The sequence below is a fragment of the Neobacillus niacini genome, assembly GCF_023715785.1.
In the GTDB taxonomy this organism is placed as follows: domain Bacteria; phylum Bacillota; class Bacilli; order Bacillales; family Cytobacillaceae; genus Neobacillus; species Neobacillus niacini_E.
On the sequence record NZ_JAMBOX010000004.1, the window covers coordinates 101,743 to 125,152 of the forward strand.

General features: G+C 42.8%; 24 protein-coding genes and 1 other annotated feature. Of the genes, 6 read left to right on the top strand and 18 right to left on the bottom strand.

Annotated elements, in window-relative coordinates:
* Window positions 1-387 precede the first annotated feature (387 nt).
* The gene (locus M3234_RS10080; RefSeq protein ID WP_262304600.1) at window positions 388-723 is read left to right on the top strand and encodes a LysM peptidoglycan-binding domain-containing protein; all 336 of its coding nucleotides are present in this window, start codon (window positions 388-390) and stop codon (window positions 721-723) included.
* Window positions 724-844: 121 nt separating this feature from the next.
* Window positions 845-1,945 (top strand): flavodoxin-dependent (E)-4-hydroxy-3-methylbut-2-enyl-diphosphate synthase, encoded by a 1,101-nt coding sequence (gene ispG / locus M3234_RS10085; protein WP_262304770.1) that lies wholly within the window; start codon window positions 845-847, stop codon window positions 1,943-1,945.
* A 41-nt stretch (window positions 1,946-1,986) separates the two neighbouring features.
* On the opposite strand, the gene M3234_RS10090 is transcribed toward ispG, so the two are convergent.
* Window positions 1,987-2,319, bottom strand: a complete 333-nt coding sequence (locus M3234_RS10090) for a DUF4190 domain-containing protein (RefSeq protein ID WP_262304771.1) — start codon at window positions 2,317-2,319, stop codon at window positions 1,987-1,989.
* Window positions 2,320-2,730: 411 nt separating this feature from the next.
* On the opposite strand from M3234_RS10090, the gene M3234_RS10095 reads away from it, so the two are divergent.
* Window positions 2,731-3,336, top strand: coding sequence for a 5' nucleotidase, NT5C type (locus M3234_RS10095; protein WP_262304601.1), 606 nt, complete (start codon window positions 2,731-2,733; stop codon window positions 3,334-3,336).
* Between the two features lie 26 nt (window positions 3,337-3,362).
* Here the strand turns inward: M3234_RS10095 and M3234_RS10100 are convergent, their stop codons facing one another.
* The 3 genes from M3234_RS10100 to M3234_RS10110 are packed head-to-tail and all read right to left on the bottom strand — an operon-like array spanning window position 3,363 to window position 5,402.
* The gene (locus M3234_RS10100; RefSeq protein WP_262304602.1) at window positions 3,363-3,776 is read right to left on the bottom strand and encodes a Fur family transcriptional regulator; all 414 of its coding nucleotides are present in this window, start codon (window positions 3,774-3,776) and stop codon (window positions 3,363-3,365) included.
* Window positions 3,763-4,632, bottom strand: a complete 870-nt coding sequence (locus M3234_RS10105; RefSeq protein ID WP_262304603.1) for a metal ABC transporter permease — start codon at window positions 4,630-4,632, stop codon at window positions 3,763-3,765. Before M3234_RS10105 ends, M3234_RS10100 begins: the two co-directional genes overlap by 14 nt.
* A complete protein-coding gene (locus tag M3234_RS10110) occupies window positions 4,629-5,402 on the bottom strand; it encodes a metal ABC transporter ATP-binding protein (protein WP_262304604.1) in 774 nt (257 codons plus the stop codon). The genes M3234_RS10105 and M3234_RS10110 overlap by 4 nt, the downstream gene beginning before the upstream one ends.
* Before the next feature lie 155 nt (window positions 5,403-5,557).
* On the opposite strand from M3234_RS10110, the gene M3234_RS10115 reads away from it, so the two are divergent.
* A complete protein-coding gene (locus M3234_RS10115; RefSeq protein WP_262304605.1) occupies window positions 5,558-5,815 on the top strand; it encodes a DUF2624 domain-containing protein in 258 nt (85 codons plus the stop codon).
* A 37-nt stretch (window positions 5,816-5,852) separates the two neighbouring features.
* Here M3234_RS10115 and M3234_RS10120 read toward each other — a convergent pair whose 3' ends face one another.
* Window positions 5,853-6,746 carry a deoxyribonuclease IV gene (locus tag M3234_RS10120; RefSeq protein ID WP_262304606.1) on the bottom strand — a complete coding sequence of 298 codons (894 nt, stop codon included), beginning with the start codon at window positions 6,744-6,746 and terminating at the stop codon, window positions 5,853-5,855.
* A gap of 16 nt (window positions 6,747-6,762) precedes the next feature.
* The gene (locus tag M3234_RS10125) at window positions 6,763-8,076 is read right to left on the bottom strand and encodes a DEAD/DEAH box helicase (protein ID WP_262304772.1); all 1,314 of its coding nucleotides are present in this window, start codon (window positions 8,074-8,076) and stop codon (window positions 6,763-6,765) included.
* Between the two features lie 313 nt (window positions 8,077-8,389).
* Between M3234_RS10125 and vrrA the strand changes: the two genes are divergently transcribed.
* Window positions 8,390-9,127, top strand: a complete 738-nt coding sequence (vrrA, locus tag M3234_RS29250) for a VrrA/YqfQ family protein (protein ID WP_285858371.1) — start codon at window positions 8,390-8,392, stop codon at window positions 9,125-9,127.
* 155 nt (window positions 9,128-9,282) lie between these two features.
* On the top strand, window positions 9,283-10,227 hold the full coding sequence (locus tag M3234_RS10135) for a 4-hydroxy-3-methylbut-2-enyl diphosphate reductase (protein ID WP_262304607.1): 945 nt from the start codon (window positions 9,283-9,285) through the stop codon (window positions 10,225-10,227).
* Between the two features lie 25 nt (window positions 10,228-10,252).
* Here M3234_RS10135 and M3234_RS10140 read toward each other — a convergent pair whose 3' ends face one another.
* From M3234_RS10140 to M3234_RS10195, 12 genes are all read right to left on the bottom strand, one after another.
* A complete protein-coding gene (locus tag M3234_RS10140; protein WP_262304608.1) occupies window positions 10,253-11,368 on the bottom strand; it encodes a Nif3-like dinuclear metal center hexameric protein in 1,116 nt (371 codons plus the stop codon).
* Complete coding sequence (locus M3234_RS10145; protein ID WP_262304609.1) at window positions 11,355-12,074, bottom strand: tRNA (adenine(22)-N(1))-methyltransferase; 720 nt, start codon at window positions 12,072-12,074, stop codon at window positions 11,355-11,357. Before M3234_RS10145 ends, M3234_RS10140 begins: the two co-directional genes overlap by 14 nt.
* A gap of 91 nt (window positions 12,075-12,165) precedes the next feature.
* Window positions 12,166-12,528: a cytochrome c550 gene (gene cccA, locus M3234_RS10150; protein ID WP_262304610.1), complete on the bottom strand. Its 363-nt coding sequence runs from the start codon at window positions 12,526-12,528 to the stop codon at window positions 12,166-12,168.
* A gap of 197 nt (window positions 12,529-12,725) precedes the next feature.
* A complete protein-coding gene (locus tag M3234_RS10155; protein ID WP_262304611.1) occupies window positions 12,726-13,865 on the bottom strand; it encodes an acyl-CoA dehydrogenase family protein in 1,140 nt (379 codons plus the stop codon).
* Window positions 13,866-14,235: 370 nt separating this feature from the next.
* Window positions 14,236-15,366 carry an RNA polymerase sigma factor RpoD gene (rpoD, locus tag M3234_RS10160; RefSeq protein ID WP_262304612.1) on the bottom strand — a complete coding sequence of 377 codons (1,131 nt, stop codon included), beginning with the start codon at window positions 15,364-15,366 and terminating at the stop codon, window positions 14,236-14,238.
* 30 nt (window positions 15,367-15,396) lie between these two features.
* Window positions 15,397-17,217 carry a DNA primase gene (gene dnaG / locus M3234_RS10165; protein ID WP_262304613.1) on the bottom strand — a complete coding sequence of 607 codons (1,821 nt, stop codon included), beginning with the start codon at window positions 17,215-17,217 and terminating at the stop codon, window positions 15,397-15,399.
* Between the two features lie 140 nt (window positions 17,218-17,357).
* The gene (locus tag M3234_RS10170) at window positions 17,358-17,741 is read right to left on the bottom strand and encodes a DUF188 domain-containing protein (RefSeq protein WP_311315640.1); all 384 of its coding nucleotides are present in this window, start codon (window positions 17,739-17,741) and stop codon (window positions 17,358-17,360) included.
* Window positions 17,742-18,025: 284 nt separating this feature from the next.
* Window positions 18,026-18,835 (bottom strand): pyruvate, water dikinase regulatory protein, encoded by an 810-nt coding sequence (locus M3234_RS10175; protein WP_262304614.1) that lies wholly within the window; start codon window positions 18,833-18,835, stop codon window positions 18,026-18,028.
* A 34-nt stretch (window positions 18,836-18,869) separates the two neighbouring features.
* Window positions 18,870-19,502, bottom strand: coding sequence for a helix-turn-helix transcriptional regulator (locus M3234_RS10180; RefSeq protein WP_311315638.1), 633 nt, complete (start codon window positions 19,500-19,502; stop codon window positions 18,870-18,872).
* A 1,290-nt stretch (window positions 19,503-20,792) separates the two neighbouring features.
* The gene (locus M3234_RS10185) at window positions 20,793-22,175 is read right to left on the bottom strand and encodes a glycine--tRNA ligase (RefSeq protein WP_262304616.1); all 1,383 of its coding nucleotides are present in this window, start codon (window positions 22,173-22,175) and stop codon (window positions 20,793-20,795) included.
* Between the two features lie 66 nt (window positions 22,176-22,241).
* Window positions 22,242-22,411, bottom strand: a binding site (T-box leader).
* Window positions 22,412-22,461: 50 nt separating this feature from the next.
* Window positions 22,462-23,214, bottom strand: a complete 753-nt coding sequence (recO, locus tag M3234_RS10190) for a DNA repair protein RecO (RefSeq protein ID WP_262304617.1) — start codon at window positions 23,212-23,214, stop codon at window positions 22,462-22,464.
* 30 nt (window positions 23,215-23,244) lie between these two features.
* Window positions 23,245-23,388 carry a YqzL family protein gene (locus M3234_RS10195; protein ID WP_082692945.1) on the bottom strand — a complete coding sequence of 48 codons (144 nt, stop codon included), beginning with the start codon at window positions 23,386-23,388 and terminating at the stop codon, window positions 23,245-23,247.
* Window positions 23,389-23,410 lie beyond the last annotated feature (22 nt).

The window sequence follows — 23,410 nt, forward strand, 5'->3', positions numbered from 1 at the left end:
CACCACTTATTTTAATAGATTATTGGTTGACCTTTTTGATTTATTAATAACACCTGTTGATTTGCGCGGAAGGCACGAAGACTCCTGCGGGAGTACGGGGCAGTGGGAGACCCCACAGGCGCTTGCGCCGAGGAGGCTCCCAGGCACGCCCGCGGAAAGCGAAGTGCCTGGAGCGCAAATCAACAGACATATCGAATAGTCTATTTATTAATAATATTATAACAAATTAACGCGGTGAATTGTTAAAGAAAATAAACAAAATAAAGGCTGTCGAAACTTTCTCGACAGCCTGGACACCCGTTTTTAGGGTGTTTTTTTATTTGTCAGTTCTATTCCCAATTGGACAAGCATACGAATTAGTATCTTTCCATTTGGAGGCCATTTAGGATGAAAACATTATTTGGGATACTTCTATCTATTTTGATTATATATGTCATTTATTTTGATTTAACAGTTGGCACACTCCCAGCCCCTGCTAATGGACAGGTTGAGGCCAATGCTACCAAAACCAAAATTCAGAAACCTGATGCGGCTATACCCTCGTTTTCGGAAAAGGTAAAACCAGGGGAAACCGTCATTTCCATCGTTGAACATAGGTTGGGTAAACCACTCCCCGTATCCATTTCCGAGCTGATTGAGGATTTCCAAGCCTTAAATCCTGGGAAAAGTCCCGAAAAAATCCAAATCGGGTCTACATATCATTTTCCCGATTACTCACACTAAGGGAGATGGATTGGATTCCTTATCCTTGTCAAAAATAGCGGCTGGCGATACAATTATAATGAATTGTTTTTCTAATTTACTATTCGAATCCAGCTGAAGGAGCGAATTATACGTGAGTGAAATCATACATCGCACGAAAACCCGGCCAATAAAGGTAGGAAATTTAACCATTGGCGGCAATAATGAAATCATTATCCAAAGCATGACCACAACCAAGACTCATGATGTTGAGGCAACGGTTGCAGAAATAAAGCGCCTTGAAGATGCTGGCTGCCAGATTGTCCGAGTCGCCTGCCCGGACGAAAGAGCGGCAAACGCGATTCCGGAAATTAAGAAGCGCATTAATATCCCACTTGTGGTAGACATTCACTTTGACTATAAACTTGCCCTCAAAGCAATTGAAGGCGGAGCGGACAAAATTAGGATCAACCCGGGGAATATCGGCAGAAAAGAAAAGGTTGAAGCCGTAGTAAAGGCTGCTAAAGAGAAAGGGATCCCTATTCGTATCGGGGTTAATGCGGGGTCGCTTGAAAAAAGAATCCTTGATAAATACGGTTATCCAACCGCGGATGGCATGGTCGAGAGCGCCCTTCATCATATCAAAATTCTTGAAGACTTGGATTTCCACGACATTATCGTATCAATGAAGGCATCTGATGTAAACTTGGCAATTGAAGCTTACGAAAAAGCGGCAAAGGCGTTTGATTATCCGTTGCATCTAGGGATTACCGAGTCAGGAACCCTTTTCTCAGGCACGGTAAAAAGCGCTGCTGGATTAGGAGCGATTCTCAGTAAGGGAATTGGAAATACATTAAGGATTTCCTTGAGCGCCGACCCTGTTCAGGAGGTAAAAGTGGCCAGAGAGCTGTTGAAGGTGTTCGGACTCTCATCCAATGCCGCTACATTGATTTCCTGTCCAACCTGTGGCCGAATTGAAATTGATCTGATCAGCATTGCCAATGAGGTCGAAGAGTATATTCAGAATATTAAAGCGCCAATCAAGGTTTCCGTACTTGGCTGTGCGGTTAACGGCCCTGGAGAGGCCCGTGAGGCGGATATTGGCATTGCTGGTGCCCGAGGCGAAGGCTTGCTGTTTAGGAAGGGCCAAATCGTCCGGAAGGTTCCGGAAGCGGAAATGGTCGAAGAACTGAAGAAAGAAATTGACAAGGTTGCTGAGGAATACTTTCAGAAAAAAGCAGCCGAAGAAAAAGTGAATAACTAAAGAAACCCGGCCAATCGTCCGGGTTTCTTTTTTGCTCCTATTTAAAAGAACGGAAGAATAAAGATACCGATGATAATCGATACCGCTCCAATTCCAATTGCCCAAGCGCCCATGCCTTGTGCCCCTCTGCGCCTTGCGACGAATCCCAGCACAATGCCTGCAGCACCAAACAGAATTGGCATTACAAACAAGGATAAGATGGAAAGAGCCAGTGCCAAAGTGCCAAGTCCAGCTCCGCCCATTGCCTGAGACTGTCCATTTTGCTGCTGATTAGTTTGCTGTGGCTTGTTTCTTGTTAGTGGTACAGGCGCCGCAATCTCTGCAGCCGTCTCTTCCCGATGATTAGAACGGATTGGAACCGAAGCCCCTCGCATTGTATTCGTATCGTCCTTCTTGAGCGAAACCACCATTGGAAGGTTGGATCCGAATTCCGAAGCAGTTTCTTCCTTATATTTCGAGGATTGAGTTGTTACAGGTGTAGCGATTTCGGAAGCTGTCTCTTCCCGATAATCGGAAGGAGAATTGGGAATTTCCTCACCGATAATTGGGCTTCTGAGAGCCTCCTGCACTTTCGTGTCTCGTTCATCTGCCATCAAAATCCCTCACTTTCAATGATAGGAGCCTTATTAGTGTTAACGAAGGAAGGCTTTTTACTATGTCAATGTTTGTCTAAACTAGGTTGTCATTTCATTTTCATATAAATTTTTCTTTTAATTTTTGCCTTTTTTGTCTTCACTTCTTTGGTAAAATAACTAAAGAAGATTGTATTTGAAGGTGAACAATAAATGAAAAAAAGATTTGGAATTGACATCGATGGAACGGTTACTTGTCCAACCTCCATGCTGCCGTTTATAAATAAAGCTTTTAATTTGAAATTGGCCTATGAGGACGTTACCGAATATGATTTAACCCCGTTTGTAAATGTGCCTGCGGGGGAGTTTGCCAAATGGTTTGCTGATAGTGAACCGGTTATTTACGAACAGTCACCGCCCGCGAAAGGGGTTAAATCTGTCTTATCCAAATGGGAAAATCAACATGAATTGGTATTTATCAGTGCTCGTGGCTCACATTTGCTCGATGTGACTAAGAATTGGTTTTTGGCTCACGGACTTACCTACCATCAAATTGAACTAATCGGTTCACATGATAAAGTGGAAACAGCCAAGAAAAACAACATTGACATTTTTTTTGAGGATAAACACGATAATGCGGTTATGATTTGTGAGGAATGCAATATACCAGTCATACTATTTAATACACCCTATAACCAACTGCCTGTACCGACAGGAGTCATCCGCGTGGATAATTGGTATGAAGCCGATAAATGGGTAGACAACTGGATGAATCTTCGAGACGAAATCAGGGAAAGGGCCGTTATAAAAAAAAAATGAAAACTCGCGAATCGCGAGTTTTCATGCTATTGGATACAATCAGGGCAGCGTCCATAAATTTCAAATTTATGCCCGGAAATATCATACCCCTTTAAATTTTCACTTAGGTCGTTCATTGGACAAGTTTCAATCTCCTTGGACTTGCCGCAGGCCAAACAAATAAAATGATGGTGATGCTCGTGGTGCGAACAAGCGAACCGAAAATGCTTTTCACCGGATAATTCGGTCATTTCCAAAATTCCCATATTAACAAATAGCGAAAGATTCCGGTAAATCGTATCAAAGCTGAGCCCTGGGTAACCATCCTTTAAATGGTCCAGCACATCCTTTGCCGTTAAATATTTATCCCTTTCGGCAAATAATTGGAGTATGTCCTCCCGTTTCCCAGTCTGCTTAAAACCGTTCTCCTTTAAATATTGCAACGCCTCATTTACGTTCACCCTTCTGCACCTCCTGAATTCCTTTTCCTGCCCTTATTTTTCTATAAAAAATGGCAAGAACCAAAATGAACACCGATAGCATTACAATCGTTCCACCGGGAGCCAGATCTAAATAATAGGCCGCAAACAGTCCTCCAAGCACGGAGATTTCCCCAAACAGAACGGATAAAAAGATTGTCTGCTTAAAGCCTTTGGCAACCCGAATGCTTGCCGCAACAGGCAAGGTCATCAATGAGGAGACAAGCATAATCCCCACAATTCTCATCGATGCCGCAATGACTAGGGCAACCATTACGATAAATATGAAATGTAGACTTTTTGCCGCTAAGCCAGATGCTTTGGCAAACTCTTCATCAAAGGACAATAAAAATAATTCTTTATACAACAGAATGATCGTTAGAATCACCAAAACACTGATTGCCAAAATCACCCATAAATCAGTCCGGCTAACCGCTGACACACTTCCAAATAAATAACTGAATAAGTCCGTATTAAAACCATTGGCCAGGGAAATAAAAATGACACCCAAGCCGATCCCGGTTGAGAGGATGATCGGAATCGCCAGTTCCTGATAATGCTTGTAGACACCTCTTAATTTTTCGATAAACAATGAACCGCTAACTGAAAACACCATTCCCAAATATAACGGGTTTAAGCCCGCCAACGAAGCGAAACTTTTTTCAAGCAATAAGCTTGCAGCAATACCAGCAAGAGTAACATGGCTTAGAGCATCCGCGATCAGTGAGAGTCGCCTGACGACGATAAATACACCCAAGAGCGGTGCGAGGATGCCTATCAGGATTCCTGTCAAAAAGGCGTTTTGTAAAAATTCATATTGAAAAATTCCTGAAATCAATTTAAAACGCCCCCGTGTTCATGGTTGTGATGCAGCAGATGAATTTCATGCCCATAAACTTTGGATACATCTTCTCTTTGCAGCTGTTGAAATTCCTCAACATCGCCATGGAAATGCAGCTGTTTATTTAAGCAGGCCACTTGGGTCACCCGGTCAGAAATTGTGCCAATATCATGAGTAACCAAAAGGAGCGTAATTCCATGTTCTTTATTTAAGCTGCTCAGCATTTGGTAAAACGCGTTCACATTGCCGGCATCCACCCCGACAGTGGGTTCATCGAGAATAAGCAGCTCCGGTTCACTAATCAACGCCCGGGCAATAAAAATCCGTTGCTGCTGCCCCCCTGACAATTCACCGATATTTCTATCCTTGAAAGGCCTCATTCCTACTGCATCAAGTGCCGTCAGCACCTTTTCGGCATGTTCTTTTTTAAAAAAAGTAAACATTCCAAGCTTTTTAGTCAATCCACTGGCAACAACTTCAAAAACGGTAGCAGGAAAGCCGGTATTAAAGGAATTTGCCTTTTGGGAAACGTATCCGATTTTCTGCCAATCCTTGAATTTATGGATTTCTTGGCCGAATAGGTAAATTTGTCCGGTTTGCATCCTCAGCAGCCCTAAAATTAGCTTGAGCAATGTTGATTTTCCGGAACCATTTGGACCGACAATCGCCAAAAAAGCACCCTTAGGCACCGATAAACTTACATTTTCAAGAACGAGCTCTTTTTCATATTGATAAAATAATTGATTAATTTCGATAGTAGATTCCATCGCTTTTGCCATCACCTTTAATTTTAAGAATCATTACGATTTAACTCCAAGTAGTATACAATAGCTATTTTTGATTGTAAAGCAAAATAGCCATATTAAACCGTGTCACACTCCTTTTAACTGTTACATAAATTATCACGGAGGAGTGATCAAGGGTGAGGATTTTTGAAAGCATCATTAATCATAAAATAAACACGATTACTGCGGAAGAATTAGTTAAATATGCCAGGCAATTTAATATTTCCGTTACTCGCGCACAGGCAAAAAAGATTGCCGAATACTTAAGAGGGAAAAATATCAATATCTTCGATGATGGCCAGCGTACCCAATTAATCAGGGAAATTGCCAAAGCAGCAGGGCCGCAAACAGCACGGGAAGTAAATAAATTATTTACGGAACTGGCAAAAAAATAATAAAGCTGTGCACCTTGGCACAGCTTTTTGTCATCTATTAGGATTGCATAATTTTTATTAGTAGATCTTCATCGAAGTTTTGGCCGCGCAGCATGGCTATCTCATGCTTATACGGGGCTTTTTTATTATTTTTGTCTTCCCCTACAAACGGAGTTTCCAAGATTTTCGGAATGTCCGTCAACTGTGGATGATGAACAATATAGTTTAATGCTTTAAAACCAATTTGCCCAAAACCGATATTTTCATGACGGTCTTTTCTCGCGCCGCTTGGATTCTTACTGTCATTAATATGGAGGACCTTCAATCGGTCCACACCGACAATTTTGTCAAACTCATTTAATACGCCATCAAAATCTTCGACAATATTATAGCCGGCATCATGAGTATGACAGGTGTCAAAGCAGACGGAGAGTTTGTCGTTATGATGGACGCCATCGATAATCATCGCCAGCTCTTCAAACGATCTGCCGCATTCAGATCCCTTCCCAGCCATCGTTTCCAGGGCGATCTGGACGTTTTCTTTGCCTGTTAATACTTCATTCAAACCCTCGATAATTTTCATAATCCCAGCCTCGGTCCCGGCACCGACGTGAGCGCCCGGATGAAGGACAATTTGTTGTGCCCCTATCGCTTCTGTTCGCTCAATTTCCGAGGACAAGAACCTGACCCCAAGATCAAATGTGTCGGGGTTGGTTGTATTGCCAATATTGATGATATAGGGGGCATGAACAACAATTTCGGTAATGCCGTTAGCCTCCATATGTTTTCTTCCCGCTTCAATATTAAGGTCTTCTATTTTTTTCCTTCTTGTATTCTGGGGCGCACCAGTATAAATCATAAAGGTATTACCGCCATAGGATACGGCTTCCTCACTGGCGGCAAGCAGCATTCCTTTTCCGCTCATCGAAACGTGAGAACCAATTTTCATCATATTTCCCTCTCCATCCTTATTTCTTTTTATTTAATTTCCGCTGGCGCTTTTTGATTTTGTCCATTTCCGCCTGCATTTTCTTTTTATAGCCCGGTTTTACCTGTTTTGGTTTTTTTACGACTGACTTTGCCAATTTATCGGCCTCGTCTTTTTGTTTAACCCGGGTTTTGCGGCGATTGCGGTTTTCCAATTCGATAAACTCGCCATTTTTTAAATCGACATTCATAAATTCGATGCCCATTTTTTCAAGGCGATTCAAGGCATCCTCATCCGACAAAGTGTAGATGGTCAAGGCAATTCCTTTATTGCCTGCGCGTGCTGTCCGTCCAACCCGATGAATATAAAAATCCAAATCAGTGGGAAGTTCGTAGTTAATCACATGGCTAACGCCTTCAATATCGATTCCTCTTGAGGCCAGATCAGTTGCGACAATATATTGGAACTCCAAATCCTGAATTTGCTTCATCATTTTTTTTCGTTCTCTTGGATTTAAATCCCCATGGACACGGCCAACCTTCAGGCCTTTCTGATTGAGAAACTCAGCCACTTCTTCCGCCATTTTCTTTGTATTGGTAAATACAATCGCCAAATACGGGTTGTAGGCAAGTAACGCATCGTGAACGAGTTCTTTTTTATCGCGGTGCCGTGAAGGCAATAGATAATGCACAAGATTGTCGGCCGTTTTTCTTTTCGGTTCAATTTGAATCAGCTTTGGATTTTCCATATATTTTTTTAAGAATGGCTTTAACTTTTCCGGTATGGTTGCTGAAAATACTAACATCTGAAGGTCTTCAGGCATTCTTGAGGCAACGCGGTCGACATCCTCTATAAATCCCATGTCCAACATCATATCGGCTTCATCGACAACAAGCATTTTTGCCGTATGAATGAATAGAGCCTGTTCATTAACTAAATCATGAATCCTGCTAGGCGTGCCAACAACGATATGCGGCTGTACCTTTAATTTATCTATCGTCCGCTGTTTGTCCGTTCCGCCAATATACATTTTCGTACTGATCTGCTTTTCCGAAGGGCAATGCTCGGTGACCTTCAGGATTTGCTGGTAAATTTGTGATGCCAATTCCCTTGTCGGTGCGGTAATCACAGCCTGAACCTGCTGGTGCTGAGGGTCTATCTTTTCTATTATCGGAAGCGCAAAGGCCAAGGTTTTACCGGTCCCGGTTTGGGATTGGCCTATTGCACTCTCCCCTTTTAAGACTACCGGAATCATCCTTTCCTGGATTTCCGTCGGTTCAAAGAAACCTTTATGATTTAGCGCGTCCATAATAAACGGCTGAAACTTAAAATGATCAAATTTATTTTCTTTCATCATATGTACTCCTTAACAATTTATAAAAAGCGATCTGCTCATTAACTCCATTCAATTCGCTATGTCCCATGTAATTATAGTAAAGTTCCGGCCAAACCGCCAGTTATTATCATCTTTTACCACTCTGATGTTTTTAAAACCAAAAATTCAACGTTTATCTGTGCCGATTACCTAAACCAAAATGGGTTGATAGCATATTGTAAACCAAGGGGGTAACGTATAACTTGCGTACTTTACGAGGCGAATGCACCTTAGGTGTAATGCGGGTACAAACGCCTGTTAACGTGTAAACGAAGAGAGGAGGCTGACAGGTATGCAGCCAAGACCTATGTTTCCGATTCAAGGGGGGATGGGACCGCCCGGAGCTGGTCTCCTTGGCGGTGGTGGTTCAATGATGAGACAAGGAGCCGGCTTGTTTGGGGGTGGACGGCCGATGGGCGGTTTAGGCGGAACCGGCCTATTTGGCGGCGGAAGATCGATGATGGGACAGACGGGAGGCCCATTTGGCGGAATGATGGGCGGCCAGCAAATGGGCCGTGGCGGCGGTTTGTTGTCCAGACTATTGGGAAGAGGAAATCCAATGAGCGGAATGATGGGTGGGCCGGGCGGAATGATGAGCGCGGCCGGAAGAGCAGCAGGAGGCGGCGGCGGGCTGCTCCAATCGCTGTCAAATCCAGGCGGACTTATGAATATGCTCAACAATACCCAGCAGCTAATCAGAACGGCTCAATCAATTGCCCCGATGGTCCAGCAGTACGGCCCATTGGTTAGGAGTCTTCCGGGATTATGGAAGCTTTATCGCGGGTTGAAAAACTCAGACGATACGGAGTCATCAGAAAAATCAACGGCAAAGACTACGACCAAGAACCGTGATGAATCCTCGGATACTGAAGCTACAACAAAAAACAGAGCTACGAAGAAAAGGACTGGCAAAAAGAGAACTGGCACGACGACTAAACAAAAGAGCACTGGCACGACGACTAAACAAAAGACCACTTCCGAAAAACCTCGGCAGCAACGAGGGACATCGGTCCCAAAATTATATATCTGAATGATGGAATGCTGCGGGCACTACTCCAGCATTCTTTTCATTTTTACATAACCACAAGACACCAGGAAAAATGTATCTTTGTATTATTTCTATTAGTTTTATATAATAAACACGTAGACTATTAAATTTAAGCCTTTATCAGGAGGATAAAATAAATGCAAATTATCAAGATTTCCCCGCGCGGCTATTGTTATGGTGTTGTCGATGCCATGGTGATTGCCAGAAATGCCGCTTTGGATAAAACTTTGCCCCGTCCGATTTATATTCTCGGAATGATTGTCCATAACAAACATGTTACCGATGCATTTGAAGAGGAAGGAATTATTACCCTAGACGGAAAAAACCGCATGGATATCCTTGAAAAAGTCGATAAAGGAACCGTCATCTTTACGGCACATGGCATTTCTCCGGAAGTTAGGGAGCTTGCCAAAAAGAAGGGCCTCGTCGCGATTGATGCTACGTGCCCGGATGTAACAAGAACACATGACCTAATTCAAGAAAAAGCACAGCTGGGCTATCAGACTATCTATATTGGCAAAAAAGGTCACCCAGAACCGGAAGGCGCGCTTGGCGTTGCGCCAGGTATGGTGCATTTAGTCGAAACACCCGCTGATGTTGAAGCCTTAGAACTGGATTATGATAAATTGATTGTCACCAACCAAACAACGATGAGCCAATGGGACGTTTCCGACACAATGAAAAAGGTTCAGGAGAAGTATCCGCATGTTGAGGTCCACAATGAGATTTGCCATGCGACCCAAATTCGTCAGGAAGCTGTCGCCGAGCAGGCGCAGCAGGCAGATGTAACCATTGTAGTCGGTGACCCAAAAAGCAATAACTCCAATCGTCTGGCACAGGTTTCGCAGGAAATTGCTGGAACAAAGGCTTATCGGATAGCCGATATCACCGAACTGGACATAGAGTGGATCAAGGATGCCAAAACAGTGGCTGTTACCGCTGGTGCCTCGACCCCTACACCAATTACAAAAGAAGTGATCAGCTTCCTTGAACAATTTGATCCGAATAACGAAGCCACTTGGGAGCGCAGAAAAAACGTCCCGTTAAACAAAATTTTGCCGAAAGTTAAAAAAGAGAGCTAAAAAACCGGTCTGCCGACCGGTTTTTTTATACATACTTAAATGGATTTGTATCGACTTCTGATGGAAATATCTCCACTTGGTAGCCTTCGTCCTGGCACATTTGCTGCAATGTTTTTGTTAGTCCTTTTTTCATGACTTTTTCGACGTTATGACCCGGATCGATCATATTGAGGCCCTGCATCATCGCATCGTGTGCGGTATGATAATAAATATCTCCAGTTACATATACATCAGCGCCCTTAAATTTGGCATGGGAGAAGTATTTATTGCCATCGCCGCCCAGCACAGCAACCTTGGAAACCTTATCATGTAAATCTCCTATAACCCGTACTCGTTCGACATCAAGAGCAGATTTTACTTTTTCCGCAAACTCACCTAATGTCGTTTGAGCAATTTTTCCAATCCGGCCAAGTCCGAGAGCCTCTCCCTTGTTATCAAGCGGATATAGATCATAGGCGACCTCTTCATAAGGATGGGCCTTTATCATGGCCGTTACGGCCTTTTTAACCAAAGTCTCAGGAACAATTGTTTCAATGCGCACTTCTTCAACCGCTTCTAGCTCACCGGTTTTTCCAATATACGGGTTGGTATCTGCACCTGGCTTAAAGCGGCCGGTCCCCGCCCCTGTGAAGGAACAATGGCTGTAATTGCCGATGAAACCGGCACCGGCATTGCCAAGCGCCTCCCTGACTTGATCAGCATGGCTTACCGGCACAAAGATGACCAGTTTTTTAAGCTTAGTATCAAAAGTCGGCACCAAGACCTCGGTCCCTTCCAACCCCAATGCCTCGGCCAGCCAATCATTGACTCCGCCTTTAGCCACATCAAGGTTCGTATGGGCCGCATATACCGCAATATCATTTTTAATTAACTTTTCAATCATCCGTCCCGGAATGGTATCCGTCATGATATTTTTCAACGGGCGAAAAATAGGTGGATGATGGGCAATAATTAGCTGGACATCTTTTTCAATTGCTTCGTCAATGACATTTTCAAGAACATCGAGGGCAATCATCACCCTTTCCACCTTTTTATTTAAGCGGCCAATCTGCAGGCCAATCTTATCCCCTTCCACGGCCAAGTTTTTCGGTGAAAATTTCTCAAACAACCCAATAATCTCATGACCATTAGGAATTTTCATGTGCTAACGCCTCCTCAACCAGTCTTATTTTTATTAACAGCTCCTGTTTTTTTTCATTCGTTCCAGGGGTCTGTGCTGCCCCTTCAAGCTGCTGGATGATTTTTTGCCAATTTTTGATTTCTGAGAGCCATTTTTTCTCAAAAGCAGCAGACTTCGTTTGGAGCAAGAAAGGTCCCATTAACAGACCCCTTGGCAAATTTTCTGTATAAGGCTTATGTGGGTCCCCTTTTTCGGCAGCCAGAATCTCGTAAATTTTCCCATCCTCTTCCAGGATTTCTTCAGCGATAAGTTCCCAGCCATTCTCAAGGAACCACTTGCGAATGGCTTCCGCGCCAATATTAGGCTGCAGGACAAGCCTATTTACCGATCCGAGCTTTTCCTTTCCCGCTTCTAAAATACTGGCAATTAAAGTACCACCCATCCCAGCAATCGTAATGCAATCGACTTCTCCTGCTCCAATAACATCAAGCCCATCCCCCATCCTGACTGAAATCTGGTGGGTTAATCCTTCTGACAATACATTTTTCTCCGCAGAATGGAACGGGCCTGCTGCAACTTCACCGGCAATTGCAAACGGAATTCCGCTATTTTTAACCAAATAACATGGCAAATAGGCATGATCCGAGCCAATATCGGCGACCCTTGCACGATTTGGAACATACTTGGCGACCGTTTCCAGTCGCTTTGATAACTTATCTGTATTCAAATATTTACACCACTCTTTAAAATATGTCTGTCTTAATAATATAAAAGGTCCTTTGCAGATGCAAAGAACCTGTGAAGTGCATTTGAAAAAATTACTTTAAATTAGAAATAAAATCAGCCATGGCATCAATCTGGGCTGGTTGTAAAGATTGCGGCGGCATGCTGCCTTTACCTTTGGTAATGATTTCTGCAACCTGTTCTTTAGATAATCCGGTACCCTTTAATTTTGGACCGACAACCCCTTGATATTGATCGCCGTGACAGGCAATACAAGATTGCTTATAGATGTCCTCCGGCTTTGTCGCGGCAACTTCTGTTTTCTCGTTTCCGCCGCCTTCCCCATTTTCCTTTGCAAGTTCTTTCGCATCACCAAGGCCTTTGAACGACAATATGAACATCAGTGCAATTCCAAAAACCATGATAAGAATGTAAGGAATAACTGGATTTCGTTTCACGATATAACCTCCCTTATGTACGTATAACGGTTAAATAAATAAATCGACTGCAAACAACTACTATTTTACTTTAAAATGTCCGGAAGGGAAAGACCTAAACTTATTTTATCACTATAATCTTTAATAAAAATAAAGTAAACCAAAAGAGGCTGACGATTTTTGTCCAGCCTCTTGTTAACTTTCCCTATTTTATTAGATTAACAACCAATCAATCTTGAAATGACCATTCTTTGAACCTCCGAGGTGCCCTCGCCGATTTCAAGGAGTTTGGCATCACGCATCATCCGCTCTACATGGTATTCCTTCATGTACCCGTATCCGCCATGAATTTGTACAGCTTGGCTGGTTACTTCCATGCAAATTTCCGATGCATACAACTTGCACATTGCCGCCTCCTTGGAAAACGGTCTTCCTTGGTCCTTCAACCAAGCCGCTTTATAAACCATATTCCGGGCGAGTTCAATTTTAAGGGCCATATCGGCCAGCTTAAATTGGATTGCCTGGAAGGATGAAAGCGATTTGCCAAACTGCTTCCGCTCCTTAGCATAGGCCAGCGCCTTTTCAAAAGCTCCTTGGGCAATTCCTACAGCCATTGCCCCAATTCCGATCCGGCCGCCATCAAGGGTAATTAAAAATTGTTTAAAGCCCTCACCGCGCTTGCCCAACAAATTATCAACTGGCACTCTTACTTCTTCTAACACCAGTTCCGTCGTATTGGATGAATTCAACCCCATTTTTTCATAGTTATCAATGATAGAAAATCCTATGCTGTTCGTCGGGACAATAATCGCACTAATTTCCTTTTCCCCATGCTTTTCACCGGTAATGGCGGTTAGGGCCAAGTGCTTGGCAAAACTGGCATTGGTAATAAAGCATTTATTGCCATTGATGACAAATTCGCCATTCTCTTCCTTGGCAGTTGTACGGGTGCCGCCTGCATCCGAACCGGCATTCGGTTCGGTGAGCCCGAAGGCACCGAATGATTCACCGGTACAAATGGGGGTTAAGTATTTTTGCTTTTGTTCCTCCGTTCCGAACAAGTAAAGCGGAGCGCCACCCAAAGATATATGTGCCGAATATGTAATTCCCGTAGAACCGCATACTCTGCTTAACTCTTCAACAACAATCGCAAAACTGATCGTATCAGCCCCGCCTCCCCCGTATTGTTCCGGAAAGGGCAGTCCCATTATGCCTATGTCTGCCAACTTTTTAAAAATCTCAACTGGAAATTGTTTGGTCCGGTCACGCTCAATTGCACTTGGAGCCACCTCTTCTTCGGCAAACTGGCGAATTGTCCGCTTGATCATCTCCTGTTCCGAAGTTAAATCAAAGTTCACTTCCATCCCCCCACAAGCTTTTTTGTATGCGCTTTCTTTATTATTATACGTGGGGCAACTGATGTTTCTCAACATTTAAAAACTTTCAAAAATATTTTATTATCTAAATATAATGGGTATATTCATTAATAATTCCTTGAATCCTCTTTACTTACTGACAATATAGTGCATTTTACGTGCATTTCCTTTTCTAAAAAAACAAAGTAAGGGGCTTTTGCTAATTATTTTTTCAAGGTGCATTTGCAAAATGAGAGACAATTCAGTAAAATAAATTACAACTACAGAAAATGCTTTCATTTCCAGAGATGTAGGCATCAGGCAAAAAAAATAGTTTACCTCTGTTAGGAAGTAAACCATTTTTTATCATATTTTATTCCAAGAAATCTTTTAGACGTTTGCTGCGGCTAGGGTGACGCAGCTTCCGCAATGCTTTTGCTTCAATTTGCCGGATACGTTCGCGCGTGACACCGAAGACCTTTCCAACCTCTTCAAGAGTCCGGGTCCGGCCGTCATCAAGGCCAAAGCGAAGTCTGAGGACATTTTCTTCCCTGTCTGTTAATGTATCAAGGACATCTTCAAGCTGCTCCTTTAAAAGTTCATAGGCAGCATGCTCTGAAGGAGAGGTGGCATCCTGGTCTTCGATAAAATCGCCAAGATGGGAATCATCCTCTTCGCCAATTGGTGTTTCCAAAGAAACTGGCTCTTGAGCAATTTTTAAAATTTCTCTAACCTTATCCGGTGTTAAATCCATATCTTCGGCAATCTCCTCCGGAGTTGGTTCGCGGCCAAGGTCCTGGAGTAATTGACGCTGAACACGAATCAGCTTGTTGATCGTTTCAACCATATGGACCGGAATCCGAATCGTTCTGGCCTGGTCAGCTATGGCACGGGTAATCGCCTGGCGGATCCACCATGTCGCATACGTACTGAATTTAAAGCCTTTACGATAATCAAACTTTTCAACAGCTTTGATAAGGCCCATATTGCCTTCTTGAATAAGGTCCAAGAACAGCATGCCCCGGCCGACATAGCGTTTGGCAATGCTGACAACGAGACGAAGGTTCGCTTCTGCCAGTCTGCGTTTTGCTTCTTCATCGCCTTGTTCAATCCGGTGAGCCAAGTCAATTTCTTCTTCTGCAGACAGCAAATCAACGCGTCCAATTTCTTTTAAATACATTCTTACGGGGTCGTTTATCTTTACCCCCGGCGGAACACTGAGATCATTTAAATCGAATTCGTCATCGTCCCCTTTTGCCAATTCCTTAACGCTAGGATCTTCCTCATCACTGTCACCGACTAATTCGATTCCCTGATCACCCAGGAATTCAAAAAACTCATCCATTTGATGGGAATCCAATTCAAAGTTAGCCATTCTCTCGGCAATATCGTCATATGCGAGGACACCGACTTTTTTTCCCATTTCCGTAATTTGATCTTTCACTTGTTCTAAGGTCAGTTCATTCTCAACCTCATTTGCGCGGGCTGACTTTTCAGCTGCCATATGGGGGCCCTCCTTCCAAAATCAAAGACACTACACTGAATTTATAGATTTTCGTAATAATCCAATTTCTGCTAATAAAGTAACAGCTTTAGTAATATCACTTTGCCGTTCTGCTTCCTTTAATTCCACTTCTTTTTCTTTTATTTTTAACAACTTTTTATGATTCAACACCTGTTTGATATAATCAGTTAATTCCTGATCGGATAATTCATCATTAAGTGACATCATTTCGATGTTGGCAACGATTCTTCTAAGATTCTCATCTTGAATATAGGATAGAAATGCGCTTGAATCAGGATGCTCATGTTCTTCGTAAAATGCCAATAAATAGGTTATTATCGCCTGATGGTCATCGATATTAAACGTGTCTCCCGCCAATTTTTCTTGTACCTTATAGGCAGCTTCCCTATTTTTCAGCATATGAGCAATTAACCGTCTTTCAGCGGTATAGTAGGCAGGTTTTAATTCATTGGCTTGTTTTTGAATAAGCATTGGCCTATGGTTTGTATCAGCTTTGCCTGCCGCCTGCTTTTTCTCCGCAAAATAAATCTGTCTTTCCTGCTGTTTTAACGAATCCAATGACAAGGAAAATTCGGACGCTAGCTGTCGTAAATAATGGTCCTTTTCAACTGCTTTTGTCAGCTTGCTAATTTCTTTAATTATTGTTTCGATATAGGAAAGCCTATCTCCTTCATTTTTCAGATTTTTTCCTCTGCGGAAATAACGAAATTTAAACGCCATCCAAGTTAAACTTGCCCCAATGACTTCACTTCGGAATTTCTCTGGGCCATTTGCCTTAATATACTCATCCGGGTCCATGCCATCAGGCATAACAGCTACTTTAATTTGAAAACCGGCTTCATTAAGAAGGTTACCTGCCCTGAAGGCTGCTTCAATCCCTGCCTTATCGGAATCGTAGCAGATAGTCATGGCTTGGATGCTTTGACGCAATAGAGCGATATGGTCATCTGTCAAGGCTGTCCCCATCGTGGCTATGCCATTATCGACCCCAGCCCGATCAGCTGCAATGCAATCGGCAAACCCTTCAAATAAAACAGCTTGCTGCAATTTTTTTATAGCAGGTTTTGCCAAGTGGTAATTATATAAAATTTTGCTTTTATTAAAGATTGCCGTTTCAGGGCTGTTTAAATATTTGGGCTCTTCGGCCCCTAGTGTTCTCCCGGAAAAAGCAATCGTATTGCCATTCTTATCAAATATCGGAAACATGATTCGGTCGCGAAACCGGTCGAAATAAGTGCCATCCCGTTCACGTTTTATAATGAGACCGGCCTTTTCCATCCATTCTGGGGGGAAGTGGCGTTTTGCAAGAAATTTCACGACAAAATCCCACGAATTTAACGAATATCCGATTTGAAACTTGTCAATCGACTCGTGGGTAAAGCCCCTTGCCAACAAATATTCCAAAGCATGCTGGCCTTCCTTTGTGTTTACCAATAAGTGATGATAAAATTTACGTAATAGTTCATGTGCTTCGTGAATCGATTGCAGCTCTTTGGATACCTTCGTCTCTTTATGGGCTGACGACAGATTGATATCCAGCTCCACATTGGCTTTGGCTGCCAGTTTTATCGCGGCTTCCTGAAAGGAGATGGCTTCAAGCTCCATTAAAAATGAAAAAACATTTCCTCCTGCTCCGCATCCGAAGCAATGAAAAATTTGTTTATCAGGTGATACTGAAAAAGAGGGGGTGCTTTCCCCATGGAAAGGACACAAACCGAAGTAATTTCGCCCCTGCTTTTTCAATTGGACATAATCGCTGATGACCTCGACTATATCGACAGCCTGACGAATTTGGCTTATTTTTTCCTCGGCAATCCGTTCCGCCTTCATGGAATAACATCTCCATTTTTTTCGTACTACTTCTTATTCGGCAGAAAATCTTAAATTCCTGCAAATTTCGACAAAATTCTTCTTAATTACGTCGTAAACCGTAACCGATCTTCCATTTGGAAAGGTTTTGGTCCTTTTCCCTACATGCCCCTTTTTCTTGCTTTGGCTTTTAAGAACCTGATATCCAGGGCAGTTTGGATATCTTTTTCTTCAAATAAAAACCCCTTTGGAGAACTCGTTTGGATCTCCTTAGGAAGTAAAGTGGATGCGAGGCCGATATCATGAGTAATAACAATGTCCTCTCGCTTGTCATGATTCATAATGAATAGATCCGCGGCTTCCTTTCCGGAATCAACATATTTCCAGCTAGTGTATGTATCCTTCTCGTTTGAATGGTGATTATAGGAAGCCACAAAAACAACTGGAACGGCAACTGTTGAAGCAATTTCGACAATCTCCGCTTTTACTGGACATGAATCTGCATCGACATATATTGTCGGAATGCCGATTATATCTGTACTAATTCTACATCACTCCACATATTCCTTCTTTTCCGCTTAATTTTATTAATAAATCTCAGAAAGCAAACCTAAAGCGAAAAAGGATTTATGTCGAATATTTTTTTAGGTCTCCCCTTGACATCTCACAATAAATAGTTTATTCGTTCACTAGCAACTCTAAACCTAAAAAGTATTATTTTTATCACAATTTTTTATTATAGTACATTCATTGGCTTTTTGCCATAATAATTTCTTCGTTTTTTATAGTTTTTTATATAGGAAAAAACACATAATCTGATGATTATGTGTTAGGCTCTTCCTTTTTGAATATAATTTAAGATCACATTCGCTGTTTCTTCCACAGCCTTATTGGTAACATCAATGACAGGGCAATTTATTTTATTGACTACCTTCTCAAAAAAGAGCAGCTCCTCTTTAATCCGATCAATGTTCGCATAGCTTGCTTGGTCATTTAGTCCCAGGGAAATCAAGCGTTCCCTTCTGATGTTATTTAACTTTTCCGGACTGATTTTTAATCCGAAGCATTTTTCCTTTGGCACTTTAAAAAGTTCCTCCGGCGGTTCCACTTCCGGGACAAGCGGTACATTGGCCACTTTCAAACGTTTATGGGCAAGGTATTGAGATAAAGGCGTTTTTGACGTTCTGGACACGCCAATCAAAATAATATCCGCTTTTAAAATCCCTCGGGGGTCGCGGCCGTCATCATATTTAACAGCAAATTCGATTGCTTCGACTTTTTTAAAATATTCCTCATCTAGTTTTCTGACCAGTCCAGGCTCAAACAGAGGTGTCTTACCGCTAAATTGCTGGATTTGGTCCATAATCGGACCGATTAAGTCGACTGAAGAAATCCCCTCCTGCTCCGCCCTGTCTTTCATATATGTACGAATTTCCGGCTTGACCAGGGTATAAGCCACCATGGCTTTATCCAAAGAAACCAGCGATAAAACTTCATCAATATCCTCTTTATCTTCTACATAAGGGAACCGTTTTAACGTCATACCGGCACCATTGAATTGGCTGATTGCGGCTTTTGTTACCAACTCAGCAGTCTCACCTACAGAATCGGATACAACATAAATGATTGGTGAATTCATTCTCCCTCACCATCTCCTTCTTTTCCATCATTTTCTATTCTTCACCTAACGCTACGAATGCTTTTGTTATATTTGTTTTGGTAATTCTTCCAATGACCTCGTAACCTTTATCTGTTTTTCTGACGACCGGGATGGCATCAATTTGCTTTTCAATCAGCTTCCTGGCGATATCAATTAATAAATCATCCCGTTCACACATTGTAATATTCGGCATTCGAGTCATGATAATATGGACTGGAATCGTAATCAGTTCCTGTTTGCCGATGCTTGCCCGAAGAAGGTCCTTTCTTGATACAACACCGACTAATAAAGAATTTGTGTCTACAACAAATAATGTTCCCACATCCTCAAGGAACATGGTGCAAATGGCATCGTAAACCGAGACATTTTCATTTACCACTACAGGGATGGACTGGTAATCCTTCACGTGGATTTTTTGGAGATTTTCGGTAAGCAGCTGCGTACCGGATTTTCCTGTATAAAAATAACCGACACGCGGTCGGGCATCAAGAAAGCCTGCCATCGTCAATATCGCCAAATCGGGGCGCAAGGTTGCCCGCGTCAAATTCAACTGTTCGGCAATATTTTCCCCGGTAATCGGACCTTGTTCCTTGACAATATGTAAAATCTGCTCTTGGCGTTTGTTCAGTTCTATCGTACTCACCACCTTTTTTCAAGAGAAAGGTATTTTAATAAATATTATAACTTAGTCGGTGATTTATTTAAAATGAATTGGTAAAAGGTGTGGACCATGTCCGCACCTAAGGGAGCAGAAAAATCTTAGGTGACCATTTATTTTATTGCTAGTTATCAATAATAAATTTAATTGAATAATCTATGCCACTTGTCTGTTGATTTGCGCTCCAGGCACTTCGCTTTCCGCGGGCGTGCCGGGAAGCCTCCTCGGCGCTGAAGCGCCTGCGGGGTCTCCCCTGCCCCGTACTCCCGCAGGAGTCTACGTGCCTTCCACGCATATCAACAGAGCCTAATTCAATAAGACTCTCCACACAACTTTTTCTTCATGAGAAGAAAGGCTTCCTCAACCCTAATTAGGCCCAAATTTCGATAAAGTCCTTCGTCCAGGTCAATAAGAGTAGTTCATAACGACCGAGACCTTGAGAATTAACCTGGCTCGGGCGATTAGAGCGGTTCATAACGACCGAAACCTTGAAAATTAACCCGGTTCGGGCGATTAGAGTGGTTCATAACGACCGAAACCTTCAAAATTAACCCGGTTCGGGCGATTAGAGTGGTTCATAACGACCGAGACCTTAAAAATTAACCCGGCTCGGGCGATTAGAGCGGTTCATAACGACCGGTCCCCTGAAAATTAACTCGTTACGGGCGATTAGAGTGGTTCATAACGACCGAGCTCTTCAAAATTAACCCGGCTCGGGCGATTAGAGTGGTTCATAACGACCGAGACCTTAAAAATTAACCCGGCTCGGGCGATTAGAGCGGTCCATAACGACCGGTCCCCTGAAAATTAACTCGTTACGGGCGATTAGAGCGGTTCATAACGACCGAGACCTTAAAAATTAACCCGGCTCGGGCGATTAGAGCGGTTCATAACGACCGAGACCTTAAAAATTAACCCGGCTCGGGCGATAAGAGCGGCTCCGGGTCATATCGGTCCACGAATTTGCTTGCCTTTTGTACACCAAGCTAAAATTTGAAAAAGATTGCATGATACTTAGCAATGCTTGAAAAAGGTGTATCGCAATACTATTGTTCATTACCTGCCTGTTGATTGGAGCGGAAGGTGCGAAGACTCCTGCGGGAGTTGGGGCCTTGACAGTTTCGTTCATATCAGGAGGCTCCCCGGCACGCCCGCGGAAAGCGAAGCACCTGGAGCGGAAATCAACAGGCCCTTTAGCATAAAGAATCACTATATTCGTGCAATGGAAAATGCCTCTTCTCACAAAATAAAAGGTGCGGATCCAGTCCGCACCTTCTTTTAATACGCAATCTTTTCTTGGATAAAGTTTACTAACTCGGCAATCGGCACCCGGGATTGTTCCATGGTGTCCCGGTCGCGGACTGTTACCATGTGATCCTCTTTAGAGTCAAAATCGTAAGTTATACAGAAAGGTGTTCCAATTTCGTCATGGCGGCGGTAGCGTTTGCCGATGGAGCCGGCTTCATCGTAATCAACGCTGAAATGCTTGGACAGTGCCGCAAACACTTCTCTTGCCTCATCTGAAAGCTTTTTCGACAGCGGCAGGACCGCGGCTTTAAACGGAGCAAGTGCCGGATGGAAATGGAGAACGGTCCGTGACGTGCCGTCTTCAAGCTGCTCCTCGTCATACGCATCAATCAGGAACGCCAAAGTTACCCGGTCAGCCCCTAATGACGGTTCGATGCAGTATGGAATATATCTTTGGTTTGTTTCTGGGTCAATATAGTTGAAATCCTCGCCAGAGAATTGCATGTGCTGCTTCAAATCATAATCCGTTCGTGAGGCTACGCCCCATAATTCGCCCCAGCCAAACGGGAATTTGTATTCAAAATCAGTGGTTGCGTTGCTATAGTGAGAAAGTTCATCTTCGGAATGGTCACGAAGGCGCAGATTTTCCTCTGTCATGCCTAATGACTTCAACCATTGCTCCGCGAAACTCTTCCAATAATCAAACCACTTTAATTCCTCACCCGGCTTGCAGAAAAATTCAAGCTCCATTTGTTCGAACTCTCTAGTACGGAACGTAAAATTCCCCGGTGTGATCTCATTTCGAAAGCTCTTGCCAATTTGGGCAATGCCGAATGGCAATTTCTTCCTCATCGTCCGCTGGACATTTTTAAAATTGACAAAAATCCCCTGTGCTGTTTCCGGACGCAAGAAAATTTCATTAGCGCTTGTTTCCGTTACACCTTGGAAGGTTTTAAACATTAAGTTAAACTGGCGAATGCCGGTAAAATCATGGCTGCCGCAATCCGGGCAGGCAATGTTATGCTCCTTAATCAATTCTTCCATTTTGTCAAAAGGCAGGCCATCGACGATCATTTCAATGCCTTTTTCATCAAGTGCGTTTTCGATTAATTTATCGGCACGATGACGTGCTTTACAATTTTTGCAGTCAATCATCGGATCATTGAAGTTGCCAATATGGCCGGATGCTTCCCATGTCCTTGGATTCATCAAAATAGCTGCATCCAACCCTACATTGTAAGGGGACTCCTGGACAAACTTTTTCCACCAAGCGGCTTTAATATTGTTTTTAAATTCTACTCCCAGAGGGCCGTAATCCCATGTATTGGCAAGGCCTCCATATATCTCTGACCCAGGAAAAATAAAGCCCCTATGCTTCGCATGTGAAACAATTTGTTCCATAGTTACACTCATTTTTTCTAACTCCTTTATTCATTTTCTTTAAAAATAAAAAACTCCCATCCCTATGCTTATAATAAGCATAGGGACGAGAGTTACCCGCGGTTCCACCCTATTTGCCGTATACACGGCCACTTTCACTTTGACATTGCTCCAGAACGCCTTCGTTAGTGCTCTATACCCTGGCTTACACCATCCCAGGTTCGCTTTTATAGAGAGGACTAAGTACTACTTTCCATCACTGCAATTATTAAATTTACAGTTAATATTAACCAAATCTAATTATCTTGTCAATAAACTGTTATAAAAGATTGCGAAATTGGGCCATCGAATCCAAAAATTTTTTAGATTTTAGGTGAAGGCCGGAATATTCCTCATAATAGGCTGAAATAATTTTTTTGAGTTCTGCCTTCGTTTCTTCCTTTACCGAAATATTACCCAACCTTGCTAAATCGAAGTAATAAAATAATCGTAATAATTTTACTGTAGCCGGCATCAGTTTGAAATGGTATGGATCTTTATCGAGACACCGATGACAGATAAACCCGCCTTCACGGATAGAAAAAGAAAAATGCCCGTCAGTTTGGCCGCAGACGGAACATTGATTCAGTATCGGGTAAAGTCCGAGCACATTTAACATTTTCATTTCATAAATATTTTTCAAAATTTCCGGGTCATACCCCTCATTCAAATAATGAAGTGTCTGGTACAGCAGTTCAAAATGAAAGGGGTTCGGTTTCTTTTCATCTGTGGCTTTATCGGTCAATTCAACTATATAACTGGCATAGCCAGTCAAAAAAATATCTTCACCAATCCCCCGCATTGAGGTAATTAATTCCCCCTGCTGCAGCCCGCCAATCCCCGAACTTTTTTGAATGAGATAATAGCCGTGGTTAAACAGCTGGGTAATCGAGGAAAGACGGCTGTTAGGCTTTTTAGCACCTCTAGCCATTACGCCAATCTTTCCCCATTCTCTTGTATATAGGGTTACGATTTTGTTGGTTTCACCATAATCGGTGGTTCTAATGACGATGCCTTCACATTTCTGAAGCATGATTGTCACCATCCAGGGACGTTCGACTTGCTAGAAAATAGGAAAATCGATTTGTGCTAGCTCTTCATTCAAATTACCGGGTATTTCTTGGTTTTCCTTCTCCAGTTCTTTAAAGAGGAGATATGTGTCAATATTACCTGTCTGGCTAAATATTTTCCACGTAAAATCCAACATGAAAACCCCACCTCTCGATATT